Source organism: Paenibacillus oryzisoli, from assembly GCF_050467285.1.
Classification (GTDB): Bacteria; Bacillota; Bacilli; order Paenibacillales; family NBRC-103111; genus Paenibacillus_E; species Paenibacillus_E oryzisoli_A.
Genome location: NZ_JBCMUN010000009.1, coordinates 329,871 through 353,860, shown reverse-complemented (window position 1 = coordinate 353,860; position 23,990 = coordinate 329,871). Strand labels below are relative to the sequence as shown.

Sequence of the window (23,990 nt, the reverse complement as noted above, 5' to 3'; positions counted from 1 at the left end):
ACCATCTCAATTGAAGTAAGTCGTAGATGCTGGAGCACTAAGCTGACGCTCTGGATGTTTAGAAGCGAATTTCTTCACCTTTTTCACTGGATTCGTAGACACCGCATAAAATTTTCATCATTTCTACGCCGTCCTGCACAGGGGACAACGTTTCCTTGCTGCCTTGGCACACTTCGATGAAATAGTTGATCTCATCTTGGAAGCCGGCAACGAAGTCGAAGGAGAGGTTATTGATTTGCGGCGTCAGATTCAGAATCGTGTCGTATTTCTCTGTGATGATGGAGAGCTGAGGCTCCAACTCGGCGCCACCTTTTTCACCGTACAGCTTCACGGTGAGCTCATCTTCCTTGGCATGCAGCGTAAAGCTGACGTCTACCAGAATGGAAGCGCCGTTCTCAAAACGGATGAGCGCATTCGCCATATCCTCGACCGTATTGTGTGAAGCGTCGTAGTCGGCGGCCTTGTAAAAGGCGAGGTTTTTCACGTTCGCGCGATTGCCGAGCTTCTTGTAGGTGTTGCCGGAGATGGATTTGACCTTTGGTCGGCCCATCAGATACCAGCAAAGGTCAATCACGTGTACGCCGACATCGATCAGCGGACCGCCGCCGGAGCGCTCAATGTCCGAGAACCAGCCGCCAGGGTTGCCGAGACGGCGAATGCAGGAAGCCTTCGCATAATAAATCTCGCCAAGCTCGTTATTGTCGAGGAAAGACTTGATAATGCGCGTGTTCGACGCATACCGGCGGACGAAGCCGACTTGCAGCGTTTTGCCGGAGCGTTTGACCGCTTCTTCGACAGCGAGCGCTTCGCTCACCGTTTTGCAGAGCGGTTTTTCAGTCAGGACGTTTTTCCCGGCTTCGAGCGCTGCGATGGAAATGGGCGCGTGGCTGTTGTTCCACGTACAGATGCTCACAGCGTCAATCGCAGGATCGGCAAGCAATTCTTCATAGTTCGTAAAGACGTGGGGGATGTTGTACTTTTCTGCCTTGGCGCGGGCACGTTCCTCGTTGAGGTCGCAAATCGCATAGAGCTCAGCATTTGGATTGTTCTGATAGGCGCGCAAATGCATTTCGGAAATGGAGCCTGCGCCGATGACGGCAATACGTTGTGTTGACATGTTTAATGCACCTCTTTATATGAAAGTTAGGGTTTAAACCGGATGAACGGACGGCCAAGCCAGCTCAATGCCATAGCTGACAAGCATCCGCTGGAATTCGCTGAGCTCGGATTCATTGGCCCGCAGCTCGCGCGGGGTGAGCCCTTGATCGATGCAGCGGCTGGCGAGGAAGCCTGCGGCTTCGCCGATGTTCCACTCGACCGGATGCAGCCGGTAGCAGCCGTTAGTGATATGGGTGACGCCAAGATTTTTGCAGGCGGGCAGGAGATTGTTCATGCGAACCGGAATCAAGCTGCCGAGCGGAATTTGGAATGGCAGGGACGAAATGTCCAAATAATGCCGATTGCCTGTGCTTGGATGCAGATCGATGCGGTAGCAGCCGATGCCGACAGAATCAGGGAACGTCTCTGCCTTACCATCAGGCCGGCACGCGGTGCTGACGTGCTGCTCGAGCACGGTAAACTCCGCCTTGATCCGGCGGGATTCACGTATGTACGGATACATGGCAAGCCCGTCTTCCGTGCCGACGATGTCCTTGCGCAGCCGCAGCCCCGGATAGCCAAAGCCGCCGTCCGGACGCGGCGCTTCCGTCTGCAGCCAGTAGAGCAGAGAGAGGCTGAGCTGCTTCGCATCCCAGAGATGACGCTCGCGGTCTTCTGGGGAAACATCGATGACAGAGCCGAGCCAGTAGTCATTCTGCGGCCAATTGACCAACGTAATGCTGCCGGGATAGAAGCCATCTTCGAAATTGGAGCGGTCAATGATGCGCCGGTAATAGAAGAGGGAGTACTTCTCTGTGCCCTCGAAAAGCTCATAGGAGACCGGCTCGAGCGTCATCGGGCGCACGCCGGTCCAGCTCAGCAGCCGGTCCGGCCAGAAATCGGCCTTGTACTGCCGCCAGAAGTCATAGCGCTCCGGGCGCGGGATCGTATGATCTTCGCCTTCCAGGTAGTCCATGGCGAAGCAATACGTAAAGCCTTGCATGTCCTGCGGCTCGGCGCCAGCTTCCAAGGCGCTCGGCTCGCCGGTCTGCGCCTTCGATTCCGCGCCGGTCACATATTCGGCGCCGGCGAGCGGGAGCACGTCACCGCATTCCGTGGCGTCGAGGACATAGGCGGCCGTCAGCGTAACGAGCGAATCGTTCGCCAAATTGCGAACGGTCACCGCACGTACGCGATCGCCGTCCACGTCAGCCGACTCGATACGGTGGCGGGTCAGGATCTGCAGGCGGCCGCTGCCCACATAGGGCGCGAGCATCTCTTGCAGCACAGCAAGCGCGGCGCGCGGCTCATGGCATAGGCGAGAGACGCCGCCATTGCCCGGATTCAGGCGCACATTGGCGCGTGCCTCGGCGGTCAGGGGATAGTGGCGCCGGTAATAATCGCGCACGCCGTCACGGAACTGGCGGTACATTCGCGTGCAGCCGAATTGTTCGATCCACGGGTGCTCATCCGGCGGCACGGCCTGGCTCGTTAATTGACCGCCGATCCAATCGGTCTCCTCCGTCATGATGACTTTTTTGCCGGCTCTGGCGGCGGCAAGTGCAGCGGCGCAGCCGCCGACGCCTCCGCCGATCACGACAATATCTGCTTCGTGTTCTAGCTTGTGGGAGTGACCATCTGTATATGGCAACGAAAACTCCCTCCTTTTTCCATAGTTTCCTGCCGCTTTCGCAGGCTATCCCTATTGTATTACTAGCAGGAATCCTGCCACATCGGAGGACGATGACTTCTTTTGGTACTTTAATAACCAGTCCGCTGCGAAAAAAAGGGATTGGCTGCCGAGAGTCGAACTCAGCATAGGAGGTGGTTGGAGGATGAAAAAGAAGACAGCGGCGCTCATGCTCATCACAGCAAGCACATTAACAGCCGGCTGCAGTTCCCATCCGTTAGGGCTAAGCGATGACACCGCGGCGGAGACAGCAAACAACAACGGCATTCGGATCGTCGTCAATTCGTTAGGCATGACCTTCCCGGAAGGCATGGATGAGAACCATAATCCTTATCTGAGTTATATCGAAAAAAACACCGGCGTCAAAGTGAATGTCACTCTGCCTCCGCTGAACGGATACGATGAGAAGCTCAATGTCATCATGGCCTCGGGCGACCCGCCGGATTTGCTCAATACGTCCGACCCTTCATGGTTTATTCATTTCGTCAACCAGAAGGCGCTGACGCCACTGAATGCTTACATTGACAAGTATGGCCCGAATCTGAAAGCCAGAATCCCCAAGGAAGCTTGGGATAACGTCACGGTTGACGGGAATATTTATGCCATACCGAGCCTGAACGAAGTGAAAGGGACGGAAATCGTCTACGCCCGCAAGGACTGGCTGGATAAGCTGGGTCTCAAGCCGCCCAAGACGATCGACGAATTTACGGCGGTCATGCGTGCGTTTGCCGAACAGGATCCTGATGGCGACGGGCAAAAGGATACGTACGGCCTTTCAATCCTCGAGAGGTTGCGGCGGACATCGCCGTTTCTCGGCGCCTTCGGCGTCCAGATGAACGGCTGGTATGAGCGGGACGGCAAGCTGGTGTATGCCGGCATTTTGCCTGAGATGAAGGACGCGCTTCTGTACCTGCGAGGTCTGTATAATGAGGGCATTCTGGACCCGGAATTTCCTTTAAATAAAATCGACGTGCTCGGCGACAAAATCGCCAGCGGACACGTCGGCCTCTATTCCGCCGCCTGGTCGGACACGCGTTCGCACATTGCGGCCAGCATGAAGAACGACCCGAAAGCGGAGTGGATTCCGTTAGATTTTCCGGTCGGACCCAGCGGCAAACACGGCGTCTATCGCACGTCGGTCGTGCGCTCCTACAACGTCGTTCCGGTGAAAAGTCAGCAGGCGGAGGCGGTTGTGAAATTTTTGGATTTCATCGCCGGTCCGGGTCAGATCTCGTTAAAGCTTGGCTTCGAAAATGAGATTTGGACGCGCGTAAACGGCAAGCTTTCGATTAATTTTGCCGAGCATACGAAACATGGCTATCGCGGCATTTACGGCGCGCTGGAGGATATGGCCGATCCCGGCGTGACGAAAGACCGGCTGGAAGGGCTCGGCGAACAGTTCCGGCTTTACGACAACGTGCAGCGGATTGCTGGCAATTTGATGGAAGACAAGTTCACGGGGCCGCCGACGCCGGCGATGGGCAAGCACCAGGTTAAGCTGAACAAGCTCCAGGAGGATACGTTCACCCGAATTATTGCGGGACTGAGTCCGATTGAGGAATTCGATGTCTTTGTGAAAAAGTGGAAGGAAGCCGGCGGCGATGAAATTACCGGTGAAGTCAACGAATGGTGGCGGGAACAACGATGAGAGAACTTTTGCCCAAAATTCGCAAACTGCTGGTCGGTTATATCCAGATTCGGCTTACCTGGTACTTCTTGTTGATTCTGCTTCCGCTCGCAGGCTTCAGTCTGTTTGCCATCGCCAAATCTCAGACGATTCTGGAAGTGCAGACGGGGGAACGAACGCAGGGCGCGCTGCATACGATGACCGACTATCTCGATCAGACGCTGCAAAATATGGAGCAGCTCTCCTCGCTGATCGCTTTTGATACAAACGTGAACGCCACGCTGCAAGGTGTCGGCCAGGAACCGAAGAAACAGGACTTCGTCTATTTCGCGCAGGTGATGGATCAGATTACGAGCATGACGACGGTTAATTTGATCGTCGACCAAATCACGATCATCCATATGCCGTCGCGGACGGTCATTTCCACCAAATTCGGCGGCGGCAAGCTGCCGGACGGCGCCGAGAAGCAGGAATGGTATCAGCGGTTGATGGAGGCGAGCGGGGGAACGATTTTTTTCACGCCGCAAGCGGGAGAATCTTACTTTGATGCGGACAGCGTGCATTTGATTCGTACGATGGACCCGTATAATCGGACACTTATGAATCCGAATCTGCTGATTATCTCGGTGAAAAAGAGTGCGCTTATCGAACAGGCGAAGCCGCTGCTGCCCTCCAGGAATGCCAACATTACGTTGTTCGACAGCGCCGGCAAAACGATTGCCGGAACTAGCGGCACAGACCGCAGCCCTGACTGGAACGAAGAAGATACGATCAAAACGGTTCGGCAGGCTCCGCCTAAGGATCCCGAAATGGTCACAATCAGCGTCAAATCGAAGCTGTCGGGCTGGTCGCTCAAGATGGAGCAGCCGCTGTGGGAAATTCGGCAGCATACCGACGCCTTGAAAGTGTTCTCCTACGGGATTCTGATCGTTAGTCTGGTGCTTGCGCTGTGGATTTCGTGGATCGTCTACCGGGGCATCTCGGCTCCTTTACGTAAGCTGGCCTATGGTATGAAGCAGCTGCGCACGGGGAACTTCACGATTCAGCTGGTGGACTCCCGGGTGGATGAGCTGGGGTATGTCATCGAGTCGTTCAACCGGATGGCAGAAAACCAGAAGACGCTCATTCGCGATCATTATGAGAAGCAGCTTCTGCTATCCAAAATGGAACTCAAATTTTTGCAATCGCAGATCAATCCGCATTTTCTTTACAACACGCTCGATTCGATCTACTGGACGGCCAAAAATTACGACGCCGATGAGATCAGCGAGATGGTGCTGAATTTATCGAAATTTTTCCGATTGAGCTTGAATAAAGGCAATGAAACCTTCACGGTCAAAGAGACGATTGAGCATTTGCAATATTACATTAAAGTGCAGCAGCTGCGGTTTTTGGATCATTTTACTGTGCGGTATGAGATTTCAGAGGAGAGTTCGCCTTATCATGTGCTCAAGCTTCTGCTGCAGCCGCTCGTCGAAAACGCTGTTCTGCATGGACTGGAGAAGCAGAGCGAAGGCGGAGAACTCGTGATTTGCGCTCGTGTTGAGGACAGGGAGCTCGTGCTCGAAGTAAGCGACAACGGAGTTGGCGTCAGCTCGGAGCGGCTTGCGTATATCCGCGGCAAACTGGATGAAGCGGCATGCCTGGCCGACGAAGGAAGGCCCACGGACTGGAAGAAGGAAAAAGACCTGTTCGGTCTGCGCAATGTCGTCATGCGGATGAAGATGTACTACGGGTCCGAGTCGTCGTTTCATTTTGAACGGGGTGAGGAAGGCGGTACGCGCATTACGCTTCGGCTGCCGCTCGAGAGGTGCGGGAACGCACTGGAGGAGAGGTTGGAGGACGTCAACATGAAAATTTAATACTCCGCTTACATTTTGTAAATCTCTGGTTAATACGTTTCCCTTATGATTAAGAAAAAAAGCGCAAGGGAGCCGTAACTATGAATCGATTTCAGAAGCAAGAAGTGGAAAGAATGACCGAGTTTCGCATATGCGACAGTGAATCCGTGCAGTACAAGCTTCTCCACCAAATTCGCACCGGTGCGATGAGCACAAGAGATTTGGACAAGCTTCAAGCGCAATGCACGAAAGAGCTGCACCAACTCCGTTCAGAACTGGATCTGCTGCTGGAGGAATTGCGAGAAATCGTGCGTCAATCGGGCCGATATCCAAAGAGAGAACGCAGCGTTGCCTGAGGGCAGTCGGTGCGTTTTTTTCTTTAGAGGGGCATGAAACAATTCACCACTTCCTTCCTGGCACGTGTATAATAGTTTTTAGACTAAAAGGAGTTGAGGCAGCCATGTCAAGCGTAGAGCTTACGAACATGTGCATGATCTATGATCGCGCGACCGATCGCGTGCTGGTGCAGGAACGGGTGAAGTCGTGGAAGGGCGTTGCGTTCCCAGGCGGGCACATCGAGGACGGCGAAAGCATAATAGATTCTACCATTCGAGAAATTAAGGAAGAAACGGGGCTGACCGTTTCCAATCTGGAATTATGCGGCGTTATCTACTGGTATGACGAAGCAACGAAAGATAAATATTTCGTGTTCAGCTATCGCACTGAGGTATTCTCCGGCGAGCTTTTGGCGGAAACCGATGAGGGCAAGCTGTATTGGGTCAGCAAGGAAGAGTTGGCGTCGCTGCCGTTTGCCAAAGGGTTTGAGGAACGACTGCCGATGTTTTTGGATAAGGCATTCTCGGAAGGATATATCGTAACGGGTCCAGACGGCCGGTCTGAAATCAAGTGGCAATAAGCCAAACATTGGACGGAAGGGGAATACTGCGTGATCAAAGCGTTTATTTTCGATATGGACGGTGTCATCATCGATAGTGAGCCGCTGCATTTTGAGGTTGATCAATGGGTGATGGAGCAGATAGGGGTTCAGATTACCCATAGCGAGCTGGAAGAATACGTCGGCATGACGAATCCTGCCATGTGGTCTCGATTGATTGCCAAGTATAGCTTGCGTGATTCCGCCCAGGACTTGATCAAGCTTCAAATGCAGACCAAGTTGGCCAGACTCCGTGCATCCGATGAACAACCGATTGAAGGGATTCCCGAGCTGCTGTCATTTCTGAAAGCGAATCAAATCGCCATTGGCTTGGCTTCTTCGTCCCCGAGAGTGTTTATTGAGGCAGTTTTGGACAAGTTCAGCTTAACGCCATTTTTCCACTACATACTTAGCGGGGAAGAAGTTCCGCAGGGCAAGCCGGCACCGGATATTTATATCCAAACCGCTGAAATGCTGGGTGTAGACGCAGCCGATTGCATGGTGCTTGAAGATTCGAGGAACGGCATACTTGCGGCCAAAACAGCAGGGATGTCCTGCATCGGATACAGAAATCCGAATTCAGGTGACCAGGATTTGACGCGTGCGGACTTCATTGTGGATCGGATTTCCGATATCAAGCAGTATCTGCTATCTATTCTTTCCATTCGTGAGCGTTAATATGTTGGCGATAAGGTTCGCGGCAGCCGATGTCTCCGTTTTGGATTAAATGGCATGCATGTCGTTCCTCCTTTGGTGAATGCTATGTTTGTATGACACTTTTAAGGAGGAATCGTTCACATGGGGAACAAAACCGTAAAGGACATTATGAGTAAAGACTGTGTAACAGTCACTTTGCAGGATAACATTTATGAAATTGCGGTTAAAATGAAGGAGCACGACATCGGCTTTGTCGCCGTCGTAGACGGCAAGAAGCTGATCGGTGTCGTAACGGACCGAGATCTGGTTGTCCGCGGCTACGCGGAGAAGCACTCCGGCTCGACAGCGGTTGAACAGGTGATTTCCAAAGATGTGGCGACGATTTCGCCGGATACCTCCATCGACGAAGCGGCCAAAATCATGGCCAAAGATCAAATTCGCCGCCTGCCCGTCGTGCAAAATGGCGAGTTGGTAGGCATTGTCGCGATCGGCGACCTTGCTGTACGAGGCAGCTTTGAGGATGAAGCGGGCGAGGCGCTCAGCAAAATTTCGTCCGACAGAACCCCGGTGGGCGTCAGCTAGACAGCATAAACCTGATAAGAAAGCCTGGCGAGCATTCGCCAGGCTTTCTTATCGATTAGGGTACGAAGACAATCCGCTGCCCGTCGACTGGCATGTTCCATGCTTCCTCGACGCGGGAAAGCGGCATCGGGAGCGCTTTGACGCTCAGCTTCCCGGCGGTAATGGCCTCGACAAGTGCGGGAAGCTCGGCGACATAGCCCGCTGTCGTCACCGAGCCTTGGCCGCTGCCGACAAGCTGAAAATTCGCAGAACGAAGCGCTGCCGATGGGACTGAGGCGATTGGGCCCGCGACGGAGCCGATTTGGATCCAAGTGAGCGCGCGGCTCCGATCCAAGCGTTTGGTTAGCAGCGGGACCATCGACAGCTCGGCAGGCTTGCCCCAGAGATAGTCGATGACGACGTCGACTTCTGCTGCGGCTTCGCCAAGTCGATCCGCCGCTTCTTGCGGATCGCCGGCAAGGGAGACGACGGTGTCAGCGCCAAGGGCAGGGAGCATGTTCAGCCGCTCGGGATCGCGGCCAGCGCCGATGACTTCGCTGGCACCAAATAATTTAGCGATTTGCACCGCCATTTGTCCGGAGTTTCCGGTTGCCCCAAGCACTAGGACCTTCTGTTCGGGCTGGAAGGAAATGCGATGGCGAAGCGCGACCCACGACGACATGGCCGAATTCATGCCGGCCGCGATGAGCACGGGATCTGCATAATCAGGCAGCACGACACTGCGGCGCAGGTCGATGACCGTTTGCTCGGCCAACGCCCCATAAAGCGTATCAGGAACGACGAAATACACCAGCCGACCGTCCGGCAGCCTTCCGACGCCGTCGATGCCGGGGATTAACGGCAATTGCTTCCTACTCGTGTAGTGGCTGCCGCTTGCCTGCGCTTTAACGTAGTTGTGCAGTCCTGCAGCAAGCACCTCAACAACCTGTTCATGAGGGCCTGCGGGAATCGGCGGATCGTAAGTTTCATAACGGGGAACCTGATCAAAAGCACGAACGACAGCTGCAAGCATCGTGGAAAGCCTCCTTATGCGCCTTGGCGCATGCATTTAGTTTGTGATACAAACAATATTAGTTTGTTTCACGTACAAAGTCAATGGCATTTGTGATACAATGAGAGCAGGCTAACCAATACTAGCGAAAACCGGAGTGAATGCGTTTGAGTATGGAGGAAACTTTCAGGAACGAGGAACTTACCATTGTTGACAGCTTGGTACAGCTTTCTTTTCAAGTCCAGGCTGTACTTGCCAGGGCGGGAGCCGAACATGATTTGTCGATCATTCAAATTCGGCTGCTTGGCATTTTGCGTGATCGGGAGCCCAGTATGCAGCAGCTTGCCCAGCATCTCCGCCTCGATAAATCCAGCATTACCGGGCTGATCGATCGGGCAGAGCGGCGCGGGTTGGTCGAGCGCGTGGCTTCGCCGCATGACCGGCGCGGATTTCTTGTCAAAGTGACGGCAGAAGGCTGGCGGCTTATTGACACCGTTGGCGGGGAGATCGTGAGGCAGATCGAGGACATGGCGCAAGTGCTCCCGGAGGAAGAACGTCTGCAGTTTGCTAAGATGGCCGCCAAAATGCTAGCTTACTCAGGGCAACAATCGCCAGACGCAAAGATTACATAGAAGGGAGCGCATGCAAATGAAAATTCGCTGTGCTATTTTGGACGATTATCAGCAAGTGGCGCTTCAGTCGGCGGATTGGAGCCGCATCTCGGACCGGGTAGAGGTCACGAGTATCGATCGGCATTTTGATAATACCGAGGAACTGATTGAACGGATCGCCGAGTGCGAGATTGTCGTGATTATGAGAGAGCGGACACCGTTCCGTGCTGAACTGTTGACCCGGCTGCCGCGCCTCAAGTTGCTAGTCACCACAGGCATGCGCAATGCTTCCATCGATCTGACTGCAGCCGCGGCGCAAGGTGTGACGGTATGTGGAACGGGCGGAGCGGGAAATGCAACCGCCGAACTGACGTGGGCGCTCATGTTGGCGCTCGCTCGCAACATCGTGCCGGAGCACAATGCGATTCGCAGCGGCGGATGGCAGAGCACGGTCGGCTCGGATTTGTACGGCAAGACACTCGGCGTACTGGGGCTTGGCAAGCTGGGCAGCAAAATCGCCAAATTCGGGCAAGTGTTTGGCATGAATGTTATCGCCTGGAGCCAGAACTTGACGCAAGAGCGGGCGGATGAAGCAGGTGTGAAACTGGCTTCATCCAAAGAGGAGCTGCTGGCGAGCAGCGATTATGTATCGATTCATCTTGTACTGAGCGATAGGACAAGAGGCTTGATTGGGGCTGCTGATCTCAAGCAAATGAAGCCAACCGCCTACCTGGTCAATACGTCCAGGGGACCGATCGTTGACAGCACCGCGCTCGCCACAGCTTTGCAGGAAGGCTGGATCGCCGGCGCCGCTGTCGACGTGTTCGAGACGGAACCGCTGCCGCAGGACGATCCGTACCGGTCGCTGCCGAACCTGCTGACGACCCCGCATATCGGCTACGTGTCCAAGGCGAATTACGAAGCTTTTTACCGGGACGCGGTGGCAGATATTGAAGCTTATTTGGCCGGCGCGCCGGTGCGTGTGCTCGGATAAATTCAAAAAGGAAGGGCCCGGAAATCTCAGGGCTCTTCCTTTTTTACATTAATGCATCCTTGCATCCAGCCGCTTAAGCAGCACGACGGCTTCGGCTCTCGTTGTCGATGCCTGAGGGAGGAATGCGTTGCCAGCCTGTCCTTGCACAAGCTGCGCTTGAGCTGCGGAGGCGATCCACGCTCGGGCCCAGCCGGCGATTTGCGCGTCATCCGAGAAGGATGTGCCCGTGGTGACGGCTGACAAGCCGGCTGCTTTAGCAATCATGACGGCTGCTTCTGCGCGCGTAATGTTCACGTTTGGACGGAAGGTGCGGTCATCGTAGCCGCTTAAGATACCTGCCTGTGCAGCAGAAGCGATCGCGGTCACCGCCCAATCCGGGATGCTGTCCGCATCCTCGAACGGCAAAGCCAGCGCTGCGGGCAGGTGAAGCACTTTGCTCAGCATGACGGCGAACTCAGCACGCGTGACCGCTTGGTCCGGCAGGAAAGCACCGCTCGGATAGCCGTTCACCCAGCCCAGTGAGGCACTGCTTTGGATATCTTTTTCGGCCCAGTGGCCGGCAATATCGTTGAAAGATGGCTGCGGGATCCCCGGATTCTCCGTCACCGGCAAGACAGCAAATAACGTAAAGTGATCGGTTTCACCGGCGATCGTGGTGTCTGTTGATTTGCCTGGAAGCCGCTTCCACATCTTGACGGTTTCATCATAGTAGTACACGGCTGCGTCAACGCTGGTGCTGCTGCGCGTTAGCGTTAGTGTGAGGGGAGAGGCGAACTTCCCGTCCACATCTTTAGTCAGACGGAATGCATCGCTCAACAGCACTTGATCGGCGCCGAGCAGTTTTTGCGCATCGTCGGTGGCATTTTGAATGGAAATGGTCATCGCTTGCGTGACCGCACCTGCCGGTATGTGCAAGGTCAGACTGCCAAAGTTCAGCGTATAGGCTTGCCCGGGAACCACGGCGAATTGACCGGCTGGGAGCACAGGAGCCGAAGGCGTATAGGGACCGGTATCGGAGTCCGAAGTCGAGTTCGCATCAATCGTTGTGATTTCGATGGAAGCCACTTGTTCATTGCCAACGGTGTCCTTTGCGTACACGGTGATCTTGCCATTTTGCATGACTGGAATTCGATTGGAGGGAGGTACGTCCGTCCCGAATGTCGGATCCGCAAAGCTTCCAGTCGTCAGCTCCCCTGGCGCCCAGCGCAAATCGGCGATTGAATTCCCGGAGACCTCTTCATTTGCTGCAGCTGCTACAGTAATCTCAACCGTCGTCGGGCTTCCGGTTTTCGGCGTATAATCCAGTTCAATGGTTGGCAAGCCGTTTACAATGGTCGAGATTGTGATCGTTTCCACGTGTTGGTTACCCGCCGAATCTTCGGCATAGACGGTATACGTTCCGTTGGCCGACACCTGGAATTCGCCCGCGTTCACAATCGTTCCTCCACTTGCAAAATAGGAGGTAGTCTGAGCACCGACAGCCCACTTCAGTGAACTAATCGCGCTGCCGGTTCCGTCTGCCGTGACTTGGATGGTCAGCGGCCCGTTCGTAGGCGCTGTGGTCGATGGCGACAAACTGATCGCAGGGAGAACACCGTCAACCAGCACGCCGCTAAGGGAAGGCACGCCGGCAAGTGCCAGCGGCACAGCGTCGCCGACGGATGTGACAGTAGCTGGCGTGTCAGCTGTAAGGGCGCTGTCAAGGGCAATTCCGTCCGTATCAAGGTCGCCCGCTTGTATCGTGTAGGTGAACGTCAATTGGGTTGGCTGACCTATCGGATGTCCCGTATAGACAGCGGCAATATCAGAACTGTTCAAGTGAAACGGAAGTTTCGGCGTACCGGTAACGTCGATTGGATGATTGAACGTTACTGTAAAGTTGAGTGCCTGGCCGAGGCGGTAGGTTCCGTTCGGTGGAATTTGCACCGATTGAATTTGCGGTGTCGGCACAGTGAGCGTCAGAAAATACGAACCTTGCGACAGACCGTCCGGTGAAGTGACAAGCACACTGATCGGATTATTTCCCAAATGAAGATTCAAGCTGGCGGAGGCGACGCCGTTCACCGTCACAGTCGATCCAGCGGCAGCCGGCGTCGCAGTGATAACAGCCGTTGTCACCGGTGTGCTTACGGTTGCATTGTAGGTACCTGTATGCGCATCAAAACTACCGAGCGTATGTGTCGCACCTGGTGTGCTTAAGGTCAAACCCGCTAGCGTTACCTGAGCAAAGCTCGCTTGCGGCAGCGGATACCCCGTGCCTTCAATCATATCCCAGTGTTGTCCGCTGCCAATAAGCCATCCGTCGGATGCGTAGGTAGATTTGGTCTGAAGTGCGTTGGTCGTCTTCCCGGTGCCCCCGCCTATGGAGCTTGATTGCTGGCTGGTCTCCGTGTCCCAGAAAGATTGGATGACCGTTCCAGCACTCGCTTCAGCGACGAGACCGCCAGCGATTCCTGAAGGTGAAGCGGACACAAAAGCAGCCGAGTATGCTTTCGTAATCTTGGCCGAGCCGCTTTGACTGCCGACCAGTCCAGCCACCTTGTCGTTGCCGTAAACGGCGCCATGAACGGCTGCGTAGCTGACATCCGTATTGACGGACGTACCGATCAGACCGCCAACGGAATTGCGACCAGTCACGTTCACGTTCGTTACGGCCAGATCGGTAACTTGCGCACCGTCAGTTTTTCCGAAAAGACCGACTTCGTCCTCCAATGGCCGATTCACTTTCAGATTTGCAATGGAATGCTGATTGCCGTTCAATACGCCCGTGAAAGGCGCAGCGCTGCTTCCAATGGGCTGCCAGCCGCTGCCGGCGGCATAACCGGATAAATCGAGATCCGCTTCCAATTGGTAGACATCGCCAAAGCCGTAACCCAAAGCCGCGTTGCCGATGTCGGCAAGTTGGGCCGCCGTCGCAATACGGTGGGGATACATCGCCGTGCCCGCATCACGCGTGACGTTTAGCGTATACTCGGCCGTTAATCCAGCCGCGGAGGTCACCTTAATCGTGATGAGGTTGATTCCGGGATTTAGCGCGACTGTCTCTGAGTAGGTGTTGCCGTTAATGGAAACAGTGGACGTTCCTTGCTTTGCGACACCTGCAATATTAACGTGATCGACTTGGCTCACCACTTGCGCGTTATAGATGCCATAATCACTGGAGAAGGCGCGATCAAGGGGGATGGGGGAGCTGTCGGAAGTATTGGCGACCGACAATGCGTCTAAGGCGATGCTGTCATATTGGCTGGCGCTTAGAGGGGGAGTGCTGCCTTCCACCATGTGCCACGTATTGTCAAAATCCCAACCTTCAAAAGTTGTCTTGCGCTTCATATCCGCAGCAGGATGGCCAAGGCCTCCGCCAGTTGACGTCGAGTGTCCGCTTGTTTCCGTATCCCAATGGGCATTGCTTATATTAGGTGGGCCCTCAATTTTTCCTAGGAGTCCGCCTGAAATTGTGCTGCCATAGACAGCCGCATTCGCGTAGACATTGTGAATACGTCCCCCTAAACCGGTAAAGGACGCATAGCCTGCGATGCCGCCAAAATCATCAGCATCCGGCGCATCTCCGGTTACGCTTCCCGACACATAGCTGTCGCTAATGCCTGACGAGTCACTGCTGCCGACCAAACCTCCTACAGTTTGATGACCTGTGATGGTTCCCGATACCGATGAACCCGAAAGTTGGGATTCGGTGAAATCGCCGACAAGTCCTCCGACATACCGGAATCCACGAACGTTCACATTCATTAAATGCACATTTGTAATGCTGGCGTTTTTCGTTAGTGCAAACAAACCGACGTGGTTATCATCTGGCCGATCGATGTTCAAATTCGAAATCGTGTGTCCTTGGCCGTCGAATTTACCGGTGAAAGGGGAGGTATTGTACACGCCAATCGGGAACCAGTTCGTGGTATACGTCGAAAGATCGATGTCCTGGGTCAGTCTAAAATTGTCAGTGAGATGATTGCGAATGTCATTTAGCTCCGCAGGCGTGCTCACATCAATCCACGTTTCAGCCGCAGCAACTTCCTGCACAACTGCAAATGAGGGGGCCAGCGTCATCGTCAGCAGCAGGAGCGCTGCCATGAGCGAGACGCGCTTCTTTTTCAAATTGTTTCACTCCTTCGCTATCGTATTCAAAAAAAACGCAAACTTATATACATTATCCCTTTGTTCGGAAAATCCTTTATTTTCCTCTAGAAAGTGTGTCCGTACATAAAAAGAAAGGAAAAGTCCGTCAACTGGGCTCTTCCTTTCTTATTCCTTTAAACATATTGGTTCGTTAAGCGAATGATCTCAGCGAGGTTCACCTTCTTGCCGGTTTTCTCGTTAAATAACTGGCCGCCTTGAATGCGGTCAACAAACAGCACGCCGTCCAAATGATCGATCTCATGCTGCATGCATCGCGCCAGATGGTCTTCTCCTTCCATGACGATGCTTTTACCCGCACGATTGAGGAATTTGATTTTTACATGCTTGGCGCGCTTTACATAGCCTGAATAACCTGGGAACGACAAGCACGCTTCTGGGCCGATCTGTTCGCCGTGCGATTCCAATATTTCCGGATTAATAAGCTCAATAAGGCCCTCGCCGCAATCCATGACGACGGCTCGCCGCAATATCCCGATTTGAGGAGCGGCCAGTCCGGCTCTGCCTTCGGCGGCGTAAAGCGTGTCGCCCAGATCATTTAACAATTTGATAATTCTCGGGGTAATCTCCTCGACAGGCTTGGCTTGCTTGCGAAGAATGGATTCTCCGAAAGGAACGATGGTTTTCTCTGCCACAGTCCTCATCACCTCCAACTAAACTTATGCGCCTTCAATCTGCGAGGGCGTATGCACCCATAATTCACCAGGTGTACAGGCCAGCGCTGTACATAAAGCGTCCAGCGTGTCTGCTTTCATCTGCTTCGGCTGTTCCTTGAGCAGCGCGCTGATGGAAGGGGCGGACAATTCATAGCCTGCTTTCTCTTTTAACAGTCGCGCTAAAGCCGCTCCTGTCCAAATGCCGCGTTCTGCCATAATTTTGCGCAGCATCCAAACTAGCATCGTGATCACCCACCATTCGTAAATGATTAAATGGTCCAAAAATTAAGTGCTACCTAATATATTTAAGTAATACCTAATATAACAGATGAACTACGCTAATGGAATAGGCGACCAGGATGAATGATGGAAATTGTTTGAGAAGATTGAGTCGTTAACGGTTACCCTGGAGCCTATTTGGCACCAAACGTCACCTTTCCAAGGCTAACGGTTACAGCGAGACTGTCGATTAATTGTTTGTACTTTGGGAGTCTGCGAGAGAACACAAAATGTATACGAAAAATCATATATAATGTGCTGCATTCACATGAAATCAATCAATTCTATTCGAAATATCANNGATTTTGAATATGTATTCGAAAATTCATACACATTCTCTACGCGTGTCCGTTCACGGATAAAACTGTCCACAATTAATCGAAAGTCTCACAGCGGCGGCTATTTGGGCCAAATCGGCCAGATATCTCTGTTTTTTAGCAAATAAGCACTGCAGCAACCGCTACACATCTTCACCAACTCACTCATCCGAATACAACAAGTCAGAAGCGCTGCCGCCCCGTTCCATTAATGGACATGCGCGCCCGTTTGGCATTCGTCGCATTCAGGGAGACATCGATGGGCAAAAGGCTACTACTTCCTTCAGCGGGTACCCGAAGCCACTGGTACGGAGTGAGTTTCCGGTCTCGCCAAGTACAAAAATGACCATTTTATAAAAAAACGTCATTCTCCGATCGGCGCCCCCACAGGATAGAATTTCACCATTGCTGTAGAAATGAGACATTGAGTTTCTTTTCGCAGCCGTGTTACGGTGGTATCACCCTTTAGAAAGCGTTTCCAAACTAATCAAAGGATGTGACCAGCATCAAACCGGAACGATTGATTTATACGTTTGTCAGTTATGCCGCAGCATTTCAAGGCAGAGGCGTGCCGGTGGAAGGCATCCATCGGATAGCCGAACTGGCTCATCGACACCAGATCCCGGTGACGTGGATCGTGGACAGTGAGACCACGGCGCATGTTCAAGCTTCGATTCGAACTTGGCATGAACAATTCGGCGATAGCGTCATTCTGGCTTGCCCTGCTTATGAAGACGAAGCGAAGCTAAGCAATCGCCTTGCCAGTGAATGGGCGATCGTGGAGGAGGCCTTTCCATGGCTGACAACGAAAGTTCTAGCCACAGGTTTTATCACAAACGAACTTATTCAAGTGATGGAATCGCAGGATTTTCAAGGGTTATGGGGATACTGCTGGCAGCAATCGTGGTGGGACGGAATTTCCCATCGCGGCGTTCCCTGGGGGTTCTGGTATATCGATCCCGCAGGGTATAAACGGCCGCAAGGCAGCCGAATCGTCGCGGTCGAGTGGACAGCGCGGGATCTCAACTTAGCGCTGCATACCGATGACGCGGTCTATTATTCAACAGACCCGAACGACGTGCTGCGGGCAGGTCTCTGCACAGGCGACAATATCGCTTATTGGCAAAAGCTGTTCGACGAGTATCTGAGCAACACGCAGAACAACGAATGGGTGTTCTTCACGCAGCAGCAGGAGTCGCATGAGATGGATGCTTCCCCGGCATTCCTGGTGTGCTCGGAAGCGGATATTAAGGAAAGCGAGCGGATGCTGGAGCATTTCTGGGCGTACATCGCGGCGTATCCGATTCGCAAAATGAATCTGCCGGACGCCATCGCTCTCTATCGCGGCCAGTATCGGCAGACTGCACCTTCCTACATGCTAACGGAAGACTGCGAAATTCGGCCGGAGCTGAATGCGTATACGATGCTGCGGGGCGGGATTCCGCAAGGTCCGTGGCCAGAGACGTTCCTGTATTACGATACGGAATGTCAGCTTGCTTTTATCAAGGGCAAAAGCCGTCCGCATCTCCTGCGCAATTATACGATGCAGAGCGGTATGGAAGGGGATTTTACTGACGCGATCCCGGAAATTTTTGTACATACATTTGAGAAAAGCGAGGCGAGGATCGAAATTGACTATGTGATTGAAACGGACCGCTGTCTCCCTTTCGGTTTGGTGTTTTGGGACGACTTAAGCGGGTATCGCATTCAATCCTGTAAGGAGGTGATCGAAGCCGTCATCATCGAGGACAAATGCGCGTTTATCCGATTCAATCTGAAAGGAGAAAGCAAGTCCGTACACATCATTCTCGAAAAAACGGAGGAAGCTGAATGTTGAATTCCGAACAGGTTCGTTTCTTGAATGTGAAGTGGCTTTGCCTTGCCGTCTTGCTGGTGCTCGTATCGCTTGTGACGTTCCAGCGAAGTGCCAAAGCGGCGGGTCCGTATGAGGTCGGGGCGTTCTATTTTGACAACTGGAATCCGCAATTAAATCCATCCGCCATCTCCAATTACAAAAAGATTTACGGCAGCTCCGCCAATCAGTGGAGCGGGGTCACGGACATGCTCACAGTGCCGGGTTTATGGGGCTTCGGGCCGCTGCCGAACCGGGAACCGCTGCAGGGTTGGTATGACGATCGGAACCAGAGCGTTGTCGATCAGCAGATTTTGCAGGCGGCGAGCCGCGGGCTTGACCATTTCGCCTTCTACTATTACTGGAGCGAAGCAGGGGGCGGGGAACGGCCCGGGCAGCAGTCGATTTACAATTTTATCAACTCGCCTTACAAGGATTTAATGAAGTTTTATATGTATTTCATCGCCGATGGACAGTGGCCCGCGAGCGACTGGAATACGTATATGGTGCCGAAATTAGTGTCGATGATGCAGGATCCTTCCTATAAAAAAACGCCGGACGGCAGGCCGATTGTTGGCTTTTACGGCAATTTTGCCGCCCGATTGGGCGGGGCGACGCAGTGGCAGACAGCGCTGCAAAGCTTACGGACCGCGGCTCAGAACGCCGGCTTACCGAATCCGCTGCTGCTGGACGCCGCGTATCGGACGCTGCAGCCTTCGATTACTGCGGGCATGGATGGCTTTCTGCCGCTGAATTTAGCAGGGATCGGCCTCGATTCGCATCAGTACGTGCCGGAGGATTATGCCACTTCGTATCCGCCGGCGTGGAACGATTTTGTGTATGCGACGTATCCGCCTGGCAGCGGCTATGAGAATTATGAGAACTATTTGCTGATTCCGGGCGGCATCAGCGGCTACGATCCGCGGCCTTGGGGCAAAGGGCACGACAACTACGTCTACGCCGACCCCAGTCCGCTGAAATTCCGGGCGCAATTGACGAATATTAAAAATTACCTGGACTCGCATCCCGGTTCCATGAATATCTCGACCATCTACGCCTGGAACGAGAATGCGGAAGGCGGCGTTATTGAGCCGACCACACTGCATGGCTTCGGCAATCTGAACGCCATTCAGGAAGTGTTCGGGCTCAGCAACAGCGCTTATAAAGCGAAGGTGAGCAGTTTGGGGCTGACCGATCTCGATCCGAATCTGCGCATCGAGATTGCGCCGGAGTACGATACGGTGACCGATGGTCAAACTGTCAAAATCAAAGGCAAAGTAACGAACCATTACGCAAGCAGCATTACCTCGGGCTCGCTTACGCTCAATACGGGCGGCTGGTCGATCGCTTCCTCCACCGGAACGAACCTGACCGGGTTGGCGGCGAACGCCTCGCAAAACTTCGAGTTTCAAGTAACAGTCGGTGCTGAAACGAAATGGATCAAGCACGGATTAACGGCAACGGCTGCTTTCGTCGTCGGAGGCACGAACCAAAACATCTCCGAATCCACCTTTGTCGTCAAGGCAGAAAAGGTGAACGGTGTTATCGAGCCGATCGATCAAGCAGTGTTCGGCGGGGATACGTTCAATCTGATCGCCGATCTCCGTAACTATTCACTCACTGCGCAAAGCGGCAGCTATTCGATTCAGGCGCCTGCAGGCTGGTACGTGTCCGGCAACGGGGAGAGCACGTATTCACTGTCCGCCTACACCGGCGGGGTGCATACGAACCGCAAAACGTCCAAAACGTTCCAGGTCACCGTACCGGATGACACGCCGGCTGGCGTCTATACGTTGAGAATCCGCTATGCCACCGATGGCGGCACATCTGAATCGTCGACGACGGTGCGGGTCGGTAATTACCTCAGCAACGGCAGCTTTGAACTGAATTCGAATGACCCCTTGAAGCCGGATGCCTGGCCGACAAGCGGCAGCATGACACTAAGCCTGTCCACGGATGCCGTGGATGGCACGAAGTCCGCCAAGCTGGTCAGCACGGGATATGGCGCGAACATTCATCAGGAATGGTTTAAGCCAGATCCAACGAAGAGCTATCTCGTCGAAGCCTGGGTGAAAGTGACTTCCGGCAAATTACGCATTTCCGAAGATGAGGCGGATGCGAGCTTTGGTTTCCTCGGCACGAATGCGTACGTCGATGCCAGCGGCTCCACATGGACGAAATATTCGTTCAAATTCAAGCCGCGTCCTAATGCTGCCAACATGAGCATTCGGCTGACGGCTTGGGATACCGGGACAACGACGGCCTACGTCGATAAGGTCGTGTTCAAGCCGGACCCTGACGGCACGATGCTGCAGAACAGCTCTGTTGAGCTTGATGCGGATGCGAATGGGCTCGCCGACCAGTGGGTGAAGTACGGAACACCTACGCTAACGATTGACAGCACAACGTTTGCCGATGGGGCCAAATCGCAGCGGATTGTAGGCACCGGCTACAGCCAAGGCATTGCGCAAGAATGGCTCAGCGTCGATCCGAATCAAAATTATGCGGTGGAATTCTGGGCGAAGGTGGATAGCGGCGCGCTGGCCGTCATTGACGGCGAGGCTAAGTCGGACAGTACCTGGATCGGCGAAAATACGACGTACCAAATTACCGCTGCGGCAAACGGCGGTGTCTGGAAGAAGTATTCGTATGAATTTACGCCGAACACGGCGGCGGCCAAAACGAGCCTGCGGTTGTTTACTTGGGCCAGCGGCGCATCGGATATCCACGTCGATGGCATTACACTGAAGAAAGCGCCTGTCAATTTGGCGCGCAATTATGATTTCGAGTCCAACACCGTCGTCAGCGGTGTGCCGGATCGATGGCTGTCGATGGGCAGCCCGACGCTCTCTAGAGTCACGGATGCAGCGAACGGCGCATACAGCACGCGTATCGTTGCCACAGGCTACAGCAACGGTATCAAGCAGGAGTGGATCGATATGACAGATACCGAGCCCTATCTGATCGAAGCTTGGGTGAAAGTCGCCTCCGGCGCGCTCGCCATTCAAGATGGCGAGGCAACGGGCAGCTTTGCCTGGCTGGGTGAGAATCTGAATGCCGTTGCCACGAACGGCGCATGGACGAAATACAGCTATGTGGTGACGCCGAAGCCGGGCGCGCGAAGAATGAGCATCCGCTTCGTCTCCTGGAGCAGCGGCAGCACGGATGCGTTGGTCGACCACGTGGTCGTCCGTCCGGCTCGCGGAGCCAACCTGCTTGTGAATCCCGGATTCGAGCAGGATGTGAATGCGGATGGCACCGCCGATGTCTGGACGAAGTCCGGCACGGCCACGTTGACGCGAAGCACAGATAAAGCGGCCGGTACGTACTCACAGGAGATCGCAAGCACAGGCACCGGAAATGGACTTCAGCAGCAGTGGATGAATGTCTCGCCGAACACGACGTACCAACTCACCGTAAACACGAAGGTGACCGCCGGATCGCTGAATGTGGCGGTTGGCGAAGCCACTTCCGCATCGGCACTGATCAGCCAAACGACAGTAGAGACGATTGCGGTCAGTGGCTGGCAGACGAAAACGTATTCGATCACGACCGGTGCAACGACGGCCCAACTTTCGATTCGCTTTCTAGGCGGAGCGGCAGGCAGCAATGACGCGCTGGTGGATGAAGTCAATCTGCAAAAGAAAGAGTAGTTAGTCTCAGAACAAGAATCGGTTGCCCGCCTCTTGCTTGGCAGCAGGGGGCGGCAAGTTCTTGCAAGCAGTTGAGAAAGAAAGGAGCTTCCCATGCGATTCCGACAGGTTCACTTGGATTTTCATACATCTGAAGCTATTCCCGAGATAGGCCGACAGTTCTCCAAAGAGCAATTTCAAGCGATGCTGCGGCTCGGTCATGTCGATTCCATCACGGTTTTTGCCAAGTGCCATCATGGCTGGGCATACCATGAAACCCACGTCAATGAACGGCATCCCGGACTGACGTTTGATTTACTGGGGGAGATGATCGAGGCTGCGCATGAGATCGATGTCTTGACGCCGATGTATGTATCGGCGGGACTGGATGAGCGCTTGGCGGAAGCCCATCCGGAATGGCTCGTTCGGGATGCCACGGGCCGAAGTGTCACGAGGCAGGAGTATTTAAAGCCTTTTTACCGGCTGCTTTGCATGAATTCACCGTATTTGGACGTCTTAGTTGCGCAAATTGAGGAAGTCGTGGCGAATTACGACGGGGACGGTTTATTCCTGGACATTGTTGGCGTCAAGGAATGCTACTGCCATCTGTGCATCACTGACCTGCGCCGGGCCGGGAAAGATCCGCGCGACCTCGAAGCGGTGCGGGAGCTGGGCGAGGGGGTGTACGCCAATTACACGCGGCGCGTGAACGAAGCTGTGCACCGGATCAAGCCGCACCTGCCAATTTTCCATAACGGTGGACATATCCGGCGAGGGAGACGCGACTTCATGGCGATGAACACGCATCTGGAACTGGAATCACTGCCGACGGGTGGGTATGGTTATGACCATTTTCCGATCTCGGCAAGGTATGTTCAGGGCCTAAACGTCGATTTCCTGGGCATGACAGGTAAATTTCATACCCATTGGGGCGAGTTTGGCGGCTACAAGCATCCGAACGCTCTGCTCTACGAAACGGCGGTATGCTTGGCGAATGGCGCACGCTGCTCCGTCGGCGACCAACTGCATCCGCAAGGGCAGTTAGATGAAGCGACATACGCACTCATCGGCCAAGCCTACGCGCAAGTAGATCTGAAGGAGCCCTGGTGCCGGGACACCATCAACGTTGCCGACATCGGCGTCCTCTCCTTGGAAGCCGCATCCTCGATGGATACGGGCTTTCACAGCAACCCTTCTGACCTCGGTGTTGTACGTATTTTACAAGAGTGTCACTATCTCTACGATTTCTTGGATCTGGCGTCCGATTTCACGCCGTATCGTGTGTTGATTTTGCCGGATAATGTAGCCATTACGGAGAGTTTGCAAACCAAGCTGGACGCTTACCTCCAGCAAGGCGGGAAGGTGCTCGCCACCGGACGATCCGGCCTCCGCGAAGGGGGGGACGATTTTGCGCTGGATCTCGGTGTTCGCTGGGCAGCGGTTAATCCGTACCAACCGGCCTATATCAAGCCAGCTTTTCCCTTGCAGACCCAGAGGCAATCAGCCTTTGTGTTCTATGCCCAGGCACAAATCGTCACACGAACCGGCGGCCAATCCTGGGGCCACATTGAAAATCCTTACTTTAATCGCGATTTATTTACGTATTGCTCGCATCAGCATTTTCCAAGCGACCAGCAAGCAGCGGCGCCTGGTATCGTAGAAAGCGAAAAGGGCATGTACATCTGCTGGCCGATCTTCGAAGAATATGCGACGGTCGGCAGCTACATCCAGAGGGAGATCGTGCAATTCGCGCTAAACCGGCTGCTGCCGAATTCAACCCTTGAGACGAATCTGCCCTCGCAAGGCATCGTAACGCTGCAGAAGCAAATCCCCCACAATTGCAGCATCGTGCATCTGCTGTACGGCTCGCCGGTCCGCAGGGGGAGAGGCATCGAAGTGATTGAGGATCTCCCGACGATGCCGAACGTTCAGCTCACGGTCCAGTGCACGCAGAAGCCAGCTTCTGTCTATCTTGCACCGCAAATGACCGTCATGCCATTCCATTACGAGGACGGCAAAGTCACCTGTACGGTCCCTGAGCTCACATGCCATCAGATGGTCGTGATCCAACATTAACATA

General features: G+C 54.0%; 17 protein-coding genes. 11 read left to right on the top strand and 6 right to left on the bottom strand.

The features are described 5' to 3' along the window. Window positions 1–58: 58 nt before the first annotated feature. Together ABE504_RS16920 and ABE504_RS16915 are read right to left on the bottom strand one after the other, a co-directional pair. Window positions 59–1,117: a Gfo/Idh/MocA family protein gene (locus ABE504_RS16920; protein WP_430090837.1), complete on the bottom strand. Its 1,059-nt coding sequence runs from the start codon at window positions 1,115–1,117 to the stop codon at window positions 59–61. A gap of 33 nt (window positions 1,118–1,150) precedes the next feature. After that, window positions 1,151–2,749: an FAD-dependent oxidoreductase gene (locus ABE504_RS16915; RefSeq protein ID WP_430090834.1), complete on the bottom strand. Its 1,599-nt coding sequence runs from the start codon at window positions 2,747–2,749 to the stop codon at window positions 1,151–1,153. A gap of 184 nt (window positions 2,750–2,933) precedes the next feature. Here ABE504_RS16915 and ABE504_RS16910 point away from each other — a divergent pair, with 184 nt between their 5' ends. The 6 genes from ABE504_RS16910 to ABE504_RS16885 all read left to right on the top strand — a co-directional run bounded on the left by ABE504_RS16910 (window position 2,934) and on the right by ABE504_RS16885 (window position 8,429). Further along, complete coding sequence (locus ABE504_RS16910; RefSeq protein ID WP_430090831.1) at window positions 2,934–4,436, top strand: extracellular solute-binding protein; 1,503 nt, start codon at window positions 2,934–2,936, stop codon at window positions 4,434–4,436. Next, window positions 4,433–6,277: a cache domain-containing sensor histidine kinase gene (locus ABE504_RS16905; protein ID WP_430090829.1), complete on the top strand. Its 1,845-nt coding sequence runs from the start codon at window positions 4,433–4,435 to the stop codon at window positions 6,275–6,277. The genes ABE504_RS16910 and ABE504_RS16905 overlap by 4 nt, the downstream gene beginning before the upstream one ends. 80 nt (window positions 6,278–6,357) lie before the next feature. Next, complete coding sequence (locus tag ABE504_RS16900; protein ID WP_430090826.1) at window positions 6,358–6,612, top strand: hypothetical protein; 255 nt, start codon at window positions 6,358–6,360, stop codon at window positions 6,610–6,612. Window positions 6,613–6,716: 104 nt separating this feature from the next. Then, on the top strand, window positions 6,717–7,172 hold the full coding sequence (locus ABE504_RS16895; protein WP_430090823.1) for an 8-oxo-dGTP diphosphatase: 456 nt from the start codon (window positions 6,717–6,719) through the stop codon (window positions 7,170–7,172). A 30-nt stretch (window positions 7,173–7,202) separates the two neighbouring features. Beyond that, window positions 7,203–7,868 carry an HAD family hydrolase gene (locus ABE504_RS16890; protein ID WP_430090821.1) on the top strand — a complete coding sequence of 222 codons (666 nt, stop codon included), beginning with the start codon at window positions 7,203–7,205 and terminating at the stop codon, window positions 7,866–7,868. A gap of 120 nt (window positions 7,869–7,988) precedes the next feature. Beyond that, window positions 7,989–8,429, top strand: coding sequence for a CBS domain-containing protein (locus ABE504_RS16885; RefSeq protein ID WP_430090818.1), 441 nt, complete (start codon window positions 7,989–7,991; stop codon window positions 8,427–8,429). A gap of 55 nt (window positions 8,430–8,484) precedes the next feature. On the opposite strand, the gene ABE504_RS16880 is transcribed toward ABE504_RS16885, so the two are convergent. Further along, complete coding sequence (locus ABE504_RS16880) at window positions 8,485–9,441, bottom strand: zinc-binding dehydrogenase (RefSeq protein ID WP_430090816.1); 957 nt, start codon at window positions 9,439–9,441, stop codon at window positions 8,485–8,487. Between the two features lie 152 nt (window positions 9,442–9,593). Between ABE504_RS16880 and ABE504_RS16875 the strand changes: the two genes are divergently transcribed. Then, window positions 9,594–10,052, top strand: coding sequence for a MarR family winged helix-turn-helix transcriptional regulator (locus tag ABE504_RS16875; RefSeq protein WP_430091368.1), 459 nt, complete (start codon window positions 9,594–9,596; stop codon window positions 10,050–10,052). A gap of 16 nt (window positions 10,053–10,068) precedes the next feature. Continuing rightward, window positions 10,069–11,025, top strand: coding sequence for a D-2-hydroxyacid dehydrogenase family protein (locus tag ABE504_RS16870; protein WP_430090813.1), 957 nt, complete (start codon window positions 10,069–10,071; stop codon window positions 11,023–11,025). Between the two features lie 48 nt (window positions 11,026–11,073). On the opposite strand, the gene ABE504_RS16865 is transcribed toward ABE504_RS16870, so the two are convergent. The 3 genes from ABE504_RS16865 to ABE504_RS16855 all read right to left on the bottom strand — a co-directional run bounded on the left by ABE504_RS16865 (window position 11,074) and on the right by ABE504_RS16855 (window position 16,073). Beyond that, window positions 11,074–15,135 carry an S-layer homology domain-containing protein gene (locus ABE504_RS16865; protein ID WP_430090810.1) on the bottom strand — a complete coding sequence of 1,354 codons (4,062 nt, stop codon included), beginning with the start codon at window positions 15,133–15,135 and terminating at the stop codon, window positions 11,074–11,076. A 155-nt stretch (window positions 15,136–15,290) separates the two neighbouring features. Further along, window positions 15,291–15,809, bottom strand: coding sequence for a peptide deformylase (gene def / locus ABE504_RS16860; RefSeq protein WP_430090807.1), 519 nt, complete (start codon window positions 15,807–15,809; stop codon window positions 15,291–15,293). 24 nt (window positions 15,810–15,833) lie between these two features. Beyond that, complete coding sequence (locus ABE504_RS16855; RefSeq protein WP_430091367.1) at window positions 15,834–16,073, bottom strand: helix-turn-helix domain-containing protein; 240 nt, start codon at window positions 16,071–16,073, stop codon at window positions 15,834–15,836. An 849-nt stretch (window positions 16,074–16,922) separates the two neighbouring features. Between ABE504_RS16855 and ABE504_RS16850 the strand changes: the two genes are divergently transcribed. The 3 genes from ABE504_RS16850 to ABE504_RS16840 all read left to right on the top strand — a co-directional run bounded on the left by ABE504_RS16850 (window position 16,923) and on the right by ABE504_RS16840 (window position 23,986). Continuing rightward, window positions 16,923–18,263, top strand: coding sequence for a hypothetical protein (locus ABE504_RS16850; protein ID WP_430090804.1), 1,341 nt, complete (start codon window positions 16,923–16,925; stop codon window positions 18,261–18,263). Next, window positions 18,257–21,931, top strand: coding sequence for a carbohydrate binding domain-containing protein (locus tag ABE504_RS16845; protein WP_430090801.1), 3,675 nt, complete (start codon window positions 18,257–18,259; stop codon window positions 21,929–21,931). The genes ABE504_RS16850 and ABE504_RS16845 overlap by 7 nt, the downstream gene beginning before the upstream one ends. A 93-nt stretch (window positions 21,932–22,024) precedes the next feature. Then, window positions 22,025–23,986, top strand: coding sequence for a beta-galactosidase trimerization domain-containing protein (locus tag ABE504_RS16840; protein WP_430090799.1), 1,962 nt, complete (start codon window positions 22,025–22,027; stop codon window positions 23,984–23,986). The last annotated feature ends 4 nt before the right edge of the window (window positions 23,987–23,990 follow it).

Excerpts from the sequence above, each read along its gene's own strand:
- ABE504_RS16855 (WP_430091367.1), bottom strand. The coding sequence starts at position 16,073 with ATGCTAGTTTGGATGCTGCGCAAAATTATGGCAGAACGCGGCATTTGG.
- ABE504_RS16895 (WP_430090823.1), top strand. The coding sequence starts at position 6,717 with ATGTCAAGCGTAGAGCTTACGAACATGTGCATGATCTATGATCGCGCG.
- ABE504_RS16910 (WP_430090831.1), top strand. The coding sequence starts at position 2,934 with ATGAAAAAGAAGACAGCGGCGCTCATGCTCATCACAGCAAGCACATTA.
- ABE504_RS16880 (WP_430090816.1), bottom strand. The coding sequence starts at position 9,441 with ATGCTTGCAGCTGTCGTTCGTGCTTTTGATCAGGTTCCCCGTTATGAA.
- ABE504_RS16905 (WP_430090829.1), top strand. The coding sequence starts at position 4,433 with ATGAGAGAACTTTTGCCCAAAATTCGCAAACTGCTGGTCGGTTATATC.
- ABE504_RS16845 (WP_430090801.1), top strand. The coding sequence starts at position 18,257 with ATGTTGAATTCCGAACAGGTTCGTTTCTTGAATGTGAAGTGGCTTTGC.
- ABE504_RS16875 (WP_430091368.1), top strand. The coding sequence starts at position 9,594 with ATGGAGGAAACTTTCAGGAACGAGGAACTTACCATTGTTGACAGCTTG.
- ABE504_RS16885 (WP_430090818.1), top strand. The coding sequence starts at position 7,989 with ATGGGGAACAAAACCGTAAAGGACATTATGAGTAAAGACTGTGTAACA.
- ABE504_RS16840 (WP_430090799.1), top strand. The coding sequence starts at position 22,025 with ATGCGATTCCGACAGGTTCACTTGGATTTTCATACATCTGAAGCTATT.
- ABE504_RS16920 (WP_430090837.1), bottom strand. The coding sequence starts at position 1,117 with ATGTCAACACAACGTATTGCCGTCATCGGCGCAGGCTCCATTTCCGAA.
- ABE504_RS16870 (WP_430090813.1), top strand. The coding sequence starts at position 10,069 with ATGAAAATTCGCTGTGCTATTTTGGACGATTATCAGCAAGTGGCGCTT.
- ABE504_RS16900 (WP_430090826.1), top strand. The coding sequence starts at position 6,358 with ATGAATCGATTTCAGAAGCAAGAAGTGGAAAGAATGACCGAGTTTCGC.